The sequence below is a fragment of the Chitinophaga horti genome (genome assembly GCF_022867795.2).
Lineage (GTDB): Bacteria > Bacteroidota > Bacteroidia > Chitinophagales > Chitinophagaceae > Chitinophaga > Chitinophaga horti.
Genome location: NZ_CP107006.1, coordinates 3,839,621 through 3,852,636, shown reverse-complemented (window position 1 = coordinate 3,852,636; position 13,016 = coordinate 3,839,621). Strand labels below are relative to the sequence as shown.

Here is a 13,016-nt window from a genome sequence, read left to right as displayed (position 1 = left end):
CTAAATAGGGAAACCGCCCCGGGCCGGGTACAGACTGTGGCCGACCGTATCAACGGTCAACGCGATATGTTCATCCGGATTATTCATCAAACCTACTTCAAAACCTAGCTCGATGTGCATCGAATCGGGGAGGCGAATGGTGCGTTTATAGGCCGCATCGTAGAATGTTTGCGGCAGTGCCATGTCCACCCAAAGGGTATCGCCTGCACGCATAGTATCATTCCCGGGCGTCAGTTGCACCGCTGCTTCGAACGCAACGTTGCGCATACTCGTGTCCTCGCATGTAGCAGCACTGGTGATCACGTACAGCGCGATCAGTAAGAGGGTGCTGAGGGATCTGGGTTGCATAAGTTATCGGGCGTAAAAGTAGTATCGTTTCGTTTCGGTAGGACCAGTAGCGAGCTTTTCGTGCAGGTCGGTGTTTAAGAGGGCTATCTCAAATACCTGGAAGGGCCCCGCCTTTGGATATACGGAACCTGACCTGCCCCAGTCGATGGCATAAGCACCTGCCACGATGGGCACAACGCCGAACTTCAGGAGATAGTGGCCGGGATAACGTTTCAGCTTCATCGGCCGGTAAGTCATCTCTTGCTTCTCCGGGTTCATGTCGTTGCCCAGCGGGTCTGCAAACTGCAGGTAAGTGTCGGTGTGAGGCGCCTTGTGCGTTACATGATGAAAGCCAATGGAGAACGCGAGGTTAGTGGTATCGGTCAGCGCTACCTGGTGCTTAAAAACGTTATCATAAAAGTGTGCGGGAACAATCATTTCCAGCCAAAGTGTGTCGCCCGTCTTCACCGTATCCGACGCAGGCGAGATTGATAAACGGGTACCAAACAGTTTCTGCTCCTGCACCGCTTCTTTAGTGCATTGGCTGAACATAATGGTCAGGCATAACAGAACGCCTGTCAATATTAGGGGGAAAAAGGTCTTAGGCTGCATATTCATAAAACGGGTTGAACAATTGGTATGTTACAGTAAAGATAACAGATGGCTGCGGGTTTTGTAGCCAGATAAGTTGGTGTCGGCGGCTATTTAGCGTAAAAGTAATATTCGGAGGTGCCGTTGCTGCTGCCGCGTGATTTTTTAACGATTTAGTCGGGCGAAGTGATACAAAAAGGACCGGCTGCGATGCCGGCCCTTCAGATGAGATTATTTCACCGCCTGTCTCAGTCTCACCAGTTCTTCCAGCAAACCTTCCAGCAGGTCGAGGCGCAGCATGTTGGCGCCATCAGACAATGCGCAGGAAGGGTCAGGGTGGGTTTCGATAAACAGTCCGTCCGCACCGGTGGCAATAGCCGCCTTGGCAATGGTGCCAATCATCTGCGGATTACCGCCCGTTACGCCGCTGCTCTGGTTAGGCTGCTGCAGGCTATGGGTACAGTCCATGATCACGGGGGCGCCGTGGTGCTTCATGATAGGAATGTTGCGGTAGTCTACCACCAGGTCCTGGTAACCGAAGGTGGTACCTCTTTCGGTGAGCATTACGTGTTCGTTGCCAGCGCCCTTTACTTTTTCTACCGCGAATTTCATAGACTCGCCGCTGAGGAACTGACCTTTCTTCACGTTCACTACTTTACCCGTTTCGGCGGCAGCGATCAGGATGTCGGTCTGGCGGCAAAGGAACGCCGGGATCTGTAACACATCTACATAAGCGGCGGCCATGGCAGCTTCGGCAGCAGAGTGAATATCGGAGGTAACGGGCAGGTTAAATTTCTGACCAGTCTTTTGCAGCAGTTCCAGGCCTTCCACATCACCCACGCCGGTGAAGGAATGGATGCTCGTACGGTTAGCCTTGCGGTAAGAAGCTTTAAAGATGTAAGGGATGTTCAGCCTTTTACAGATGCCCGATACTTTTTCTGCCACGGTATTCAGCAGTTCTTCGCTTTCTACCACACATGGACCTGCGATCAGGAAAAAGTTATCCGGGTTATATTGTTCTTTCAGTAATGCCTTTAATGTTTTCATACTGCAAAATAAAGGTTTTCAGATTTAATGCGAAAGCGTGGCAAAGTGATGATAAAAAGAAGCCGGAAGGAGGAGTCTGTAAAACAATTTGTTATCGTATTGTCATGGAATTGATGACATAGTTTATATATTTTCGGGAAGCGGCTAATATTACATCCAACAAACTAAATTTGCCCATCAACTTATAAAAATGAAGAAAGATAAGATCCTTGTTATCGGCGCCTGCGGGCAGATCGGAGTAGAGCTGACACTGGCGTTGCGCAAAATGTATGGCGACCAGAACGTAGTGGCGTCCGACCTGCGGGAAGAACACGAGTTGCTGAAAGGCAGCGGCCCCTATGTATCGCTGGATGTGATGAACAAGGAAATGCTGCACGTGCTGGTGATCCGTCACAACATCACGCAGATTTACCTGCTGGCGGCTATCTTATCTGCTACCGGTGAAAAGAACCCGCTGCTGGCATGGCACATCAACATGCAAAGCCTGCTGAACGTGCTGGACATTGCTAAGGAAGAAGGCCTGGACAAAATCTACTGGCCCAGTTCCATCGCCGTATTTGGTCCTAACTCCCCTAAAGCCGATACCGAACAGCATACGATCATCGAACCGACTACCATCTATGGTATTAGCAAGTTCGCCGGTGAGCGCTGGTGCGAATACTATAATCACCGTTATGGCATCGATGTGCGCAGCCTGCGTTACCCGGGCCTGATCAGCTATAAATCTGCACCAGGCGGTGGTACTACCGACTACGCGGTGGAAATTTACCACGAGGCCCTGGAAGAAGGCAAATACGAGTGTTTCCTGCGCGAAGACACGTATCTGCCGATGATGTACATGCCCGACGCCATCCGTGCTACCATCGAACTGATGGAGGCCGATGCTGCCAGGGTGAAGATCCGTTCCGCTTACAACCTCTCCGGTATGAGCTTTTCTCCGAAAGAGATCAGCGAGGAGATCAAAAAACATATTCCGTCCTTTACTATCAGCTACGAACCAGACTACCGCCAGCAGATCGCCGACGGCTGGCCGCAGAGCATCGACGACTCCGCCGCCCGCGAACAATGGGGCTGGAAACCGGAATACGACCTGGAAAAGATGACTGTGGATATGTTGAAGAATTTGAAGAAGTAATAAAAAAAGGAAGGCTCCCCGCCTTCCTTTCGCATTTATAGTTGATAAAATGAATACGCTTATTCCACAAACCCAACGGCTACCGTAGCGTTGGAAAACTCGTCTACCAGTATAAACGCTCCGTTGCCCGGATTTTGTATATACGTGTCCGCAAAAACGGGACTGGCCGTCTTGAGGGTGATCTTGCCGATATCATTTAATCCCAATTCACGCACATCGTCTTGTGTGCGGTGAGTAGTTACTTCGATAACGTGATGGATGAGCTGTACCTTGGCTTTCACGCGGTTGATGCCGTGTTGCAGCAGGTAGGTTTTACCGGCTACGAGTTTGGTCTGGTCCATCCAGCAAACGTAGGCGGTAATTTCTTTGCGGGCCTCGGGTTCTTCGTTCGCTTTTACGAGGATGTTGCCGCGGCTGCTATCTATTTCGTCGTCGAGGGTGATCACTACGCTGTCGCCGGTGTGGGCCTCGTTCAGCTGTGTTTCAAATTTCTCGATGCTTTTGATGGTGCTTTTATGTTGAGAGGGCAATGACACTACCTGGTCGCCCACTTTAAAGCTGCCGCTGGCGATCTTGCCGGCGAAGCCGCGGAAGTCATGGAAGGCTTCCGATTTTGGACGAATGACGTACTGCACGGGGAAGCGTGCAGGCAGGTTGTCGGCTTCGTGCGCTACGTCCAGTTGCTCGAGGTAATCGAGTAACGTAGGACCATCATACCAGCCGATCTTCTCACTGCGGGTCACCACGTTTTCGCCATACAGGGAAGACGCGGGAATGAACTTCACTTCCTGCTCTTTAAACGCCGCCTGCCCGGTCAGCTGCTTAAAATCTTCCACGATCTCGTCAAAACGTTCCTGCGCATAATCTACAAGGTCCATCTTGTTCACGCACACCACGAGGTGTTTGATGCGGAGCAGGTTGGCGATGAAGTAGTGACGGTAGGTCTGGTCCACAATGCCTTTGCGCGCATCGATCAGGATGAGCGACACCTGTGCGGTGGAGGAGCCGGTCACCATGTTACGGGTATATTCAAAGTGGCCGGGTGTATCGGCAATAATGTATTTGCGGTTGGGGGTAGAGAAGTAGATGTGCGCCACATCGATCGTGATGCCCTGTTCGCGTTCGGCGATGAGGCCGTCTGTGAGCAGCGACAGATCGGTGAAGTCGAGCCCTTTGCGTTTGGAGGCCGAATGCAGCGCCTCCATTTTATCCTGGGGAATCGATTTGGTATCGTACAAAAGGCGGCCTATAAGGGTGCTTTTGCCATCATCTACACTACCGGAGGTGGTTATACGTAAAACGTCCATTGATCAGAATTAAGAGAATGAATTAAAAATACCCTGCCTGTTTGCGCTTTTCCATGGCGGCTTCCGACCGTTTGTCGTCGATGCGCGCGCCACGTTCAGAAATCTTGGCTTCCATGATCTCCGCGATGATGTCTTCCAGCTGGTCGGCCTCAGACATCACGGCAGCGGTACAGGTCATGTCGCCCACGGTACGGAAGCGTACTTTCGATACGAAAGGCTTCTCCTCCTCGGTGGTGTTAAGGAACGGGGAGTAAGGCCAGTACATGCCGTCACGCTCGATGATCTCGCGTTCGTGGGAGAAGTAGATGGTGGGTATTTCGAGTTTTTCTTCGCGGATATAGTTCCATACGTCCAGTTCCGTCCAGTTGGAGATGGGGAACACGCGTACGTTTTCGCCGATGTTGATCTTGCCATTGAGCATATCGAACAGCTCGGGGCGCTGGATTTTTGCGTTCCATTGGCCGAACTCCGTCGCGTACGGAGAAGATGCGTTCTTTGGCGCGTGCCTTCTCTTCGTCCCGGCGGGCGCCGCCGATGCAGGCGTCGAACTTCAGTTCTTCGATGGCGTCCAGCAGGGTAACGGTTTGCAGGGCGTTACGGCTGGCGTATTTGCCGGATTCTTCCTTCACTTTGCCCTGGTCAATGCTGTCCTGCACGTTGCGTACGATCAGCTCCAGGCCCAGTTCTTTCACCAGCCAGTCGCGGAACTGGATGGTTTCGGGGAAGTTATGACCGGTGTCGATGTGTAATAAGGGAAATGGTATTTTACCAGGATAGAAAGCTTTTTGCGCCAGGCGAACGATGGTAATGGAATCTTTACCTCCGGAAAAAAGAATAGCGGGACGCTCGAATTGCGCAGCTGTTTCTCTCAGGATGTAGATCGCTTCATCTTCCAGCGCGCGTGGAAATTGCCATTTAATACTGTTCATATCGATAGTTTAGTTACCGTGCCGGGCCTTACCTGGAGGCTTCCGGTTGTTGGATGATCTGCTCTTGTTGCGTATTGTGACTGTGCAGGCCGCATTCTTTCTTGGAAGTTTCCCACCACCATCTGCCGGCGCGGGGATGTTCCCCCGGTTCAATCGCCCTGGTACAGGGCGCGCAGCCGATGCTGATAAAACCTTTATCGTGCAGCCTGTTATAAGGCACGTTGTGTTTGTCGAGGTGGGCGAGTACGTCGCTGTAGGTCCATTCGATAAGCGGATTGTACTTCAACAGCTGCCGTTGCTCGTCCAGCTCCAGCGCTTCCATACCCAGGCGGTTGTCGGATTGCTCTGCCCGAAGGCCGGTAATCCATACTTTTACGCCTTCCAGCGCCCGGTTCAGGGGCACCACTTTGCGCACATAACAGCATTCTTTCCGGTTCTCCACAGAGTCGTAAAAGCTGTTTACCCCTTTTTCGCGCACCAAACGCTCTACAGCGGCAGTGTCGGGAAAAAAGATCTCTATTTCTTGTTTATACCTGGCGCGGGTAAGATCGATGAGGTCGTAGGTTTCCTGGAATAACCGTCCGGTATCGAGCGTAAACACCCGTATCGGCAGATTATTACGCCAGATGATGTCCGCAATAACCTGGTCTTCCTGTCCGAACGAGGTGGAAAATGCCACCTTGCCGGGAAACTCTTCTGTCAGCAATCTCAGGCCAGAGGCGATGTCGTCCGTCTGGGCCAGCATCTTCTTGATCTCTTCCATGTATCTTCCTTAAACCTTGATTACAAAAATACATAAAACCTATATAAAAGATAGACTAACTTTTGATGTTTTGTTAATCGGCTGATTATTAGTTGGTTGTATTTTGCCCTAAAACTACGGAAAGGGCCCGGAAAGGGCCCCGAAAGGGCATAGCTCTTACCAGGCTTCGGTTTTAACAGGGGTATTCCCCGGAAATGCTTGTAAACAGGATGTTTCAGGCATGTTCAATTTTAGGGTTACCGGCAATTGATCCCCTCATTAGCCCCCGTTGTGTCACTCACTGCACCGGCCGGTCCTTTCCTGTACGATCTGATGTTTGCAGAGGGGAAGTCCAATGTAACTCCAATGTAACTCCAATGTAACTCCAATGTAAGTCCAATAAAACTCCAATAGAAGGTCGACAGGAGTGGGAGTTGGGTAGCGAAGGTGCCGTACAAGGGAGTGACACAACGGGGGCTGAGCAGGGAGTTGTCGCTGGTAACAAAAGAAAAAAGGAGCAACTTTCGCTGCTCCTTCCGATACTATGATTTGGTAATAATATCCTTTAACGTCTTGTTTTCCAGTATCTTAAGACTGGCGTCACGCACACGGCTCATGACGTCGTGGAGGCCGCAAACGGCTTCGTCCTTGCAGTTGTCGCAGCGCTCGTAGTAGTTGAGGCTCACGCAGGGGAGCAAGGCAATGGGGCCATCCAGCAGGCGGATGATGCGCGCCATGGCGATCTCTTTTGGCTGTTTCAGGAGGTAATAACCACCACCTTTACCTTTTTTACTGCCCAATATGCCGGCATTCTTCAACTCCAGGAGAATGTTCTCCAGGAACTTGATCGATATATTTTTCTCAGAAGCTATTTCCGAAATCAGTACGGGACCTTTATCCACATTCTCTGCCAGGTGAACCAATGCGTGAAACGCATATTGAGTCTTTTTTGATAACATAATGTAACAGCGTTGTTTGCATTCCCAAAAGGAACCATTGCAAATATATGGAAAAACCGGCAGCTAGAGGTTGAGTACGTCCTTCATGGAGAACACGCCCTTTTTATCTTTCAGCCACTCGGCCGCTGTTACAGCGCCTGAAGCAAAGCCCTGGCGGCTGTGCGCGGTGTGGATGATCGTAATATCGTCGATGGTGCTGGTGTAGTTCACGACGTGTGTCCCTGGGGCCGGGTCGATCCGTTTGCTCACGATGCCCAGTTTGTCGGCGTCGTGGGTGCCTTCGTTTACCCATGACTTCTTCGCCTGGCTGGCCGCAAGGATCTGCTCCGCCAACGTAATAGCGGTACCGCTGGGCGCATCCTTCTTCTGGGTGTGGTGAATTTCTTCCATCTGCACGTTGTAATCGGCATGAGGGCCCATCAGTTCTGCCAGTTTCTTGTTCAGTTCGAAAAAGATGTTTACGCCGATGCTGAAGTTGCTCGCATACAAAAACGCCTGGTGCTTTTCGAGGCATTTAGCCGTTACTTCCGGCAGGTGCTCCAGCCAGCCTGTGGTACCACTTACCACGGGAACGCCTGCTTCAAAACACTTCAGGATGTTGGAAAACGCGGTTTCCGGCGTAGAAAATTCAATGGCTACGTCGGCAGATTGCAGGTTGTCTTTTTCCAGCAGGTGTTGGCTGTCGGCATCTATAATGTGAGAGATCTCGTGTCCTTTGGCAACGGCGATGGCCTCGATGGCTTTGCCCATTTTGCCGTATCCGATCAATGCTATTTTCATGGCGTTGGTAATTGTAATAAGATTGGAAATGAAGGGGATAAATATTATTTACTGAACACGAACAGTAACTTCTGCTGCTTATTCTTCCCGGTTTTGCCCAGCTGGAAGTTGAGCGAAAGCCCCAAAGCCCGGTTGTCGAATATCTTCGGACTAAGGCGCATGCTCAGGTCGTCGGAAATATCGAACTGTTTAAGGTGGGCAAATACCGTTGCATCTACGATGTTAAGACCATACGCGAGAATAAATACGATCACTGAATAATCGACGTACTGCCGGTAACTGTCGCGGATATACTTAAGGTCGTCTGGTTGCAGATTAGGGTATTTGTCCGTAAAGTTCGGATTGTTGGCGTTAGCCATACGCCTGCGGTAAGCGTCGCGATACTCGCGGTAGCCGTCCATGTTCCAGAGGAATACGCCGGTGGATACGCCCAGGGCGCCGTACACGAGTGGCAGCTTCCAGTACTCACGGTTGTAAATTTGTCCCATACCGGGCAGCACGGCGGAGTAGAAGGCAGCCTTACGTGGATCGTGTTCGCGTTTGGTATCGATGATGATGGAATCTTTAACCAGTGCCCGGGCCGTGTCGCGCACCACGATGCGGGCGGGCAGGGTATCCTGCACAACGACTTTCGGTTGCAACGAGTCTTGTCTGGCACGAGCGAGGGAGTCGGCTACGGCTTTTGCACGCACATCGCGCATATACTGCCTTACCGCGGGGCTGGTAGTATCGGGCGTTTGGGCATACAACGGCACGACTGCCCCCATTACCAGCAGGACCAGTAACAGGAAACAGCTTAACAACCGGGTTATTTTCCCTGCATTATTTTCCACCGTATAGTTCAATTTTCTCGAGGATGCTATCCAGTTCTTCGTCCGAATAGAACTCTATGAGGATGCTGCCTTTACCGGTTTTACTCCTGTCAAGCTTCACTTTGGTAGAGAAGTGGGAGGCGAGGTTGTCCTCGATTTTCTGGTAAGGCGGCGGGAGTGTGCTCTTAGCTGGTTTTTTTACGTTGCCTTTCTCGATGTAGGATACTTTACGCACGAGTTCTTCGGTCTGGCGTACGGACAAGCCGTCTTTCATCACTTCGCCGAAGATGAACAGTTGTTTCTCTACATTTTCTACACCGATAAGGGCGCGGGCGTGGCCCATGCTTATTTTACCGCTGCGGACCGCTACCTGGATGTCTGGCGGCAGTTTCAGCAGGCGCAGGTAGTTGGTAACGGTGCTGCGTTCTTTTCCCATGCGGTCGGCTACTTCTTCCTGGGTGAGCGTACACTCTTCCATCAGGCGTTTGTAGCTGAGGGCTACTTCAATCGCGTTCAGATTTTCGCGTTGGAGGTTCTCCAGCAGGGCAAGTTCCAGCAGTTCCTGGTCGTTTACCTGGCGGATGTAAGCGGGTATATCTTTCAAACCGGCCATTTTGCTCGCACGCATACGGCGCTCGCCGGAAATGAGCTGGTATTTCTTACCTACTTTCGATACCGTGATCGGTTGAATGATGTCATGCAGCTTGATGGAGTGGCTTAGCTCCTGTAACGCCTGCTCGTCGAAATCGCGGCGGGGTTGTTTAGGGTTCACCTCGATCTGGTCAAGCGGAATGCGCTCAATGCCGGTAGCCTGTGCGACCACCTGTTCTCCCAATGCACTGGTAGTTTGTTTCAGGTCCGTATCGATGTTCTGCAACAGCGAACGGATACCTTTACCCAACGCCTCTTTCTTATTCGGATTGGTCATCGTTAATAGCCAGGATCTTATCCTCTGATTTTATTTTAGTAAAATTATGTTTCTGCAGGATCTCTTTGGCCAGGTTGAGGTAGTTGATCGCCCCGGTGCTGGCCGCATCGTACATAATTACCGACTTGCCGAAGCTTGGCGCCTCGCCCAGTTTGGTGTTACGGTGAATGATGGTGTTGAATACGCTCTCTTCGAAGTGTTGTTTCACCTCGTCTACCACCTGGTTGCTCAGGCGCAAACGGCCATCGTACATGGTCATGAGGATGCCCTCAATTTCCAGTTCGGTATTCAGCCTGCTCTGCACGATCTTGATGGTATTTAAGAGTTTGCCCAAACCTTCCAGTGCAAAGAACTCGCACTGTACGGGAATAATCACCGAGTCGGACGCCACCAGGGCGTTTACGGTAATCAGGCCCAGGGAAGGAGAACAGTCTACGATCACAAAGTCATAGTCATCCTTCACAGGATCGATGATCTGTTTCATCACCTTTTCCCTGTTCGGATGGTTGATCAGCTCCAGCTCCGCACCCACGAGGTCGATGTGCGAAGGCAACACTTTCAGGTTCGGCGTGTCCGACTCCAGGATCACGTCCCGGGCGGCTACGTCGTTTACCATACAGTCGTACAGGCTCTGCGTAATGTTACGCAGGTCGAAGCCCAGACCGGTAGTACTGTTGGCCTGCGGGTCCGCATCCACCAGTAACGTTTTATACTCCAATACCGCCAGGCTACTGGCCAGGTTAATAGCGGAGGTTGTTTTACCTACGCCACCCTTCTGATTGGCGATTGCGATTGTTCTTGCCATTGTTTAAGTCTCAATTCAAAGGTTAAAATAGGATAAATTATACGAATTGTCGTCTTTTAACATACTCAATCGGGCAAAATTACAACGATTACCCCGTATATAGGGGCCGCCTTTCCATTTATTTATTCACAGAGGAAAATGCGCCCGGGCCGCCATATTTGTTAAAATTCGGCCAATATTGAACGGCTAAATTGGGTAAGTATTTCATTTTCAATGCCCAAATATTTTTCCACCATGTACAATTTTGGCGGAGGGCGTTCGTCTTCATACTAGTACGCTTTACCTTTGCGCTTCAAATCCATATAATATATAATAATGCGATCCGGATCAGGTTACCTTTTTATGTTACTGTTCATGCTGGCGATAGATGTGTATGTATTTTTTGCAATACGTACCGCCTTCTCTGCCGCAAAACCCCGTACCCGTTTTATAGCCAACCTGGTCTACTGGATCGTATCCGGCACCGCGCTGCTGCTGGCCGCCGGTTATCGCTATATCCCGGCAGATGGTAATTCTGTACTGCTGACGTATATCCGTACGGTACTGATCGCCCTCGTCCTGGCCAAAGTGATCGTCGTGGTGTTCCTGCTCATCGACGACATCCGACGGCTCATTATGTGGGTGGCGGGTATGTTCCGGGGCGCTAAGGAAGAAAACATCGGGGCCGAAGGGTTTAAGAACGGCATTACGCGCTCGCAGTTTCTTATGAAAACGGGCCTGGTACTCGGGGGCGGACTGGTAGCCACGCTCATGTACGGGTTCTCAAATAAGTATAATTATCATGTAAGGAGACTGAAACTCAGTTTCGCAAACCTGCCTTCGGCGTTTAAGGGGATGCGCATCGTGCAGATATCGGACATTCACTCGGGCAGCTTCCAGGACAAAGCGGCGGTGCAAAAGGGCATTGATATGATCATGGCCCAGAAGCCCGACCTGATCCTGTTTACCGGCGACCTGGTAAATGACCGCGCCATAGAGATGGAGACTTATAAAGATGTGTTCAGCCGCCTGGGCGCACCGATGGGTGTATACTCCGTACTCGGCAACCACGACTACGGTGACTACTACCCCTGGCCCGATTTCGACGGCGATCATTACAGCCGCATGAAGGAGGATAACCTGAAGCAACTCAAGAATACGCACGCCGACATGGGCTGGAAGCTGATGATGAACGAGCATGCGGTATTAGAGCGCAACGGTCAGCAAATCGCCCTGCTGGGCATCGAGAACTGGAGCGCCAACGCCCGTTTCCCCCGCTTCGGCGACATGAAAAAGGCACATGCCGGTACGGAAAACATTCCCTTTAAGATATTAATGTCCCACGACCCCAGCCATTGGGATGCCCAGGTGCGCACCGAGTACCCGGACGTAGACCTGATGCTGGCAGGTCACACCCACGGCATGCAGTTCGGCGTGGAGATCGCCAAGTTTAAGTGGAGCCCGTCGCAGTACTTCTATAAGCAGTGGGCCGGACTGTACACCCAGGGCAAGCAAAAACTTTATGTAAACAGGGGCTTCGGGTTTTTAGGTTACCCGGGCAGGGTAGGGATATTGCCGGAGATTACAGTGATAGATCTGGCTTAATGTAATCAGCCTTAACGCTTTATTCAGCCGCCGTTGTGTCACTCACTTCGGCGGCTGTTTCTTTCCCCGGCGGGGCGCAGTCATCCGGGAAATCTGCCTCTAATCCGCTATATTGCAGGTCTAATCAGTAGTAATGCCATATCGCTTCCTCCTCCTGGTGTTATTGTTGTCCGGTTTCCGCGTTTCCGGTCAGGGCCTGGCCGAAATACAACGGCAGCTGGACTCGTTGTTGAATGCACAGGAAAAGAGTGAGTTCGTGCTTTCGCTGAGTTATGGCAACAACCCGGCTTACGGTGGTAAAAGGGTGGAGGTTGACAGGCCCATCGTACTTAAGCCTTTTCTTTCGCCCACATTAGCCTACTATCATAAAAGTGGTGCCTTCGCCAGCGTATCTACCTACTATATGTTCAACGCCACTCAAAAGCCTTTCTTCGAAACAGACCTGTCGGTAGGGTATGACTATACGAAGAAGCGCGATTTCATGGCCGGCATTAATTACACCCGTTACATTTATGCTGATTCAAGCGATATGCCGTTTACGCCTATACGTAACGAGTTATTTGCCTACTTCATCTACCGCAAGTGGTGGCTGGAGCCGGGGCTGATATTTGATTACGGCTGGGGCGAACGAACGATGAAGGTCAACCGGTTTTTCAATCGCACTATATCCGGCAGTGATTTCAACGTGATGGTGGATGTGCGGCATACCTTCGTGTTTCCCGAACTTACCGGCGAGCATGATGCATTGCTGGTCGTGCCGGTGTTTGCGTTAACATCGGGTACGGCTAATTATTATAGTAATCTCAAGGCCGGGCAATACCTCACCCGCAGTAAAAGCCTGAAAAGATTTGCTAATCGTTTACGTGGCGAAGAAGAAACTATTCTTGATACCAATTTTGAACCCCGCGCGCTCGACCTCTCGCTTCGCGTATCTTACATCTATAAGCAATTTACCGTAGCCCCTTCGTACATCGTATTTAAGCCACTGAAGGGCGATGACAGGAGTTTGTTCGGTTACTTCACCGCCTCGCTAAACTATACCTTCTGATTTTTAGCATACATTTTGTAAC

General features: G+C 51.0%; 13 protein-coding genes and 2 pseudogenes. 3 read left to right on the top strand and 12 right to left on the bottom strand.

Translation table 11 applies throughout. The features are described from left to right. The 3 genes from MKQ68_RS15495 to kdsA all read right to left on the bottom strand — a co-directional run bounded on the left by MKQ68_RS15495 (position 1) and on the right by kdsA (position 1,965). Positions 1–348: a hypothetical protein gene (locus MKQ68_RS15495; protein WP_244839724.1), complete on the bottom strand. Its 348-nt coding sequence runs from the start codon at positions 346–348 to the stop codon at positions 1–3. Between the two features lie 3 nt (positions 349–351). Further along, positions 352–879 (bottom strand): hypothetical protein, encoded by a 528-nt coding sequence (locus MKQ68_RS15490; protein WP_264279908.1) that lies wholly within the window; start codon positions 877–879, stop codon positions 352–354. 270 nt (positions 880–1,149) lie between these two features. Beyond that, positions 1,150–1,965 (bottom strand): 3-deoxy-8-phosphooctulonate synthase, encoded by an 816-nt coding sequence (gene kdsA / locus MKQ68_RS15485; RefSeq protein WP_244839714.1) that lies wholly within the window; start codon positions 1,963–1,965, stop codon positions 1,150–1,152. 190 nt (positions 1,966–2,155) lie between these two features. Here kdsA and MKQ68_RS15480 point away from each other — a divergent pair, with 190 nt between their 5' ends. After that, complete coding sequence (locus MKQ68_RS15480; protein WP_264279907.1) at positions 2,156–3,100, top strand: NAD-dependent epimerase/dehydratase family protein; 945 nt, start codon at positions 2,156–2,158, stop codon at positions 3,098–3,100. Positions 3,101–3,159: 59 nt separating this feature from the next. On the opposite strand, the gene MKQ68_RS15475 is transcribed toward MKQ68_RS15480, so the two are convergent. From MKQ68_RS15475 to MKQ68_RS15435, 9 genes and pseudogenes are all read right to left on the bottom strand, one after another. Beyond that, the gene (locus MKQ68_RS15475; protein ID WP_264279906.1) at positions 3,160–4,407 is read right to left on the bottom strand and encodes a sulfate adenylyltransferase subunit 1; all 1,248 of its coding nucleotides are present in this window, start codon (positions 4,405–4,407) and stop codon (positions 3,160–3,162) included. A 22-nt stretch (positions 4,408–4,429) separates the two neighbouring features. Further along, positions 4,430–4,876: pseudogene (gene cysD, locus MKQ68_RS15470) on the bottom strand (sulfate adenylyltransferase subunit CysD); the annotation flags it as partial. Between the two features lie 64 nt (positions 4,877–4,940). After that, positions 4,941–5,336 (bottom strand): annotated as a pseudogene (locus MKQ68_RS15465) (phosphoadenosine phosphosulfate reductase domain-containing protein); the annotation flags it as partial. A gap of 28 nt (positions 5,337–5,364) precedes the next feature. Next, on the bottom strand, positions 5,365–6,099 hold the full coding sequence (locus tag MKQ68_RS15460) for a phosphoadenylyl-sulfate reductase (protein ID WP_264279905.1): 735 nt from the start codon (positions 6,097–6,099) through the stop codon (positions 5,365–5,367). A gap of 521 nt (positions 6,100–6,620) precedes the next feature. After that, positions 6,621–7,037 carry an RrF2 family transcriptional regulator gene (locus tag MKQ68_RS15455; protein ID WP_264279904.1) on the bottom strand — a complete coding sequence of 139 codons (417 nt, stop codon included), beginning with the start codon at positions 7,035–7,037 and terminating at the stop codon, positions 6,621–6,623. A 63-nt stretch (positions 7,038–7,100) separates the two neighbouring features. Next, entirely contained in the window at positions 7,101–7,817 is a 717-nt protein-coding gene (dapB, locus tag MKQ68_RS15450; protein ID WP_244839705.1) for a 4-hydroxy-tetrahydrodipicolinate reductase, read from the bottom strand. Positions 7,818–7,861: 44 nt separating this feature from the next. Beyond that, positions 7,862–8,620, bottom strand: coding sequence for a DUF5683 domain-containing protein (locus MKQ68_RS15445; RefSeq protein WP_264279903.1), 759 nt, complete (start codon positions 8,618–8,620; stop codon positions 7,862–7,864). A gap of 19 nt (positions 8,621–8,639) precedes the next feature. Next, positions 8,640–9,557 (bottom strand): ParB/RepB/Spo0J family partition protein, encoded by a 918-nt coding sequence (locus tag MKQ68_RS15440; RefSeq protein WP_244839703.1) that lies wholly within the window; start codon positions 9,555–9,557, stop codon positions 8,640–8,642. Continuing rightward, entirely contained in the window at positions 9,541–10,362 is an 822-nt protein-coding gene (locus MKQ68_RS15435; RefSeq protein WP_264279902.1) for a ParA family protein, read from the bottom strand. The genes MKQ68_RS15440 and MKQ68_RS15435 overlap by 17 nt, the downstream gene beginning before the upstream one ends. A 315-nt stretch (positions 10,363–10,677) precedes the next feature. Here MKQ68_RS15435 and MKQ68_RS15430 point away from each other — a divergent pair, with 315 nt between their 5' ends. Both MKQ68_RS15430 and MKQ68_RS15425 read left to right on the top strand, forming a co-directional pair. Further along, positions 10,678–11,946: a metallophosphoesterase gene (locus MKQ68_RS15430; protein ID WP_264279901.1), complete on the top strand. Its 1,269-nt coding sequence runs from the start codon at positions 10,678–10,680 to the stop codon at positions 11,944–11,946. Between the two features lie 133 nt (positions 11,947–12,079). After that, positions 12,080–12,994, top strand: coding sequence for a hypothetical protein (locus tag MKQ68_RS15425; RefSeq protein WP_244839696.1), 915 nt, complete (start codon positions 12,080–12,082; stop codon positions 12,992–12,994). Positions 12,995–13,016: the final 22 nt, after the last annotated feature.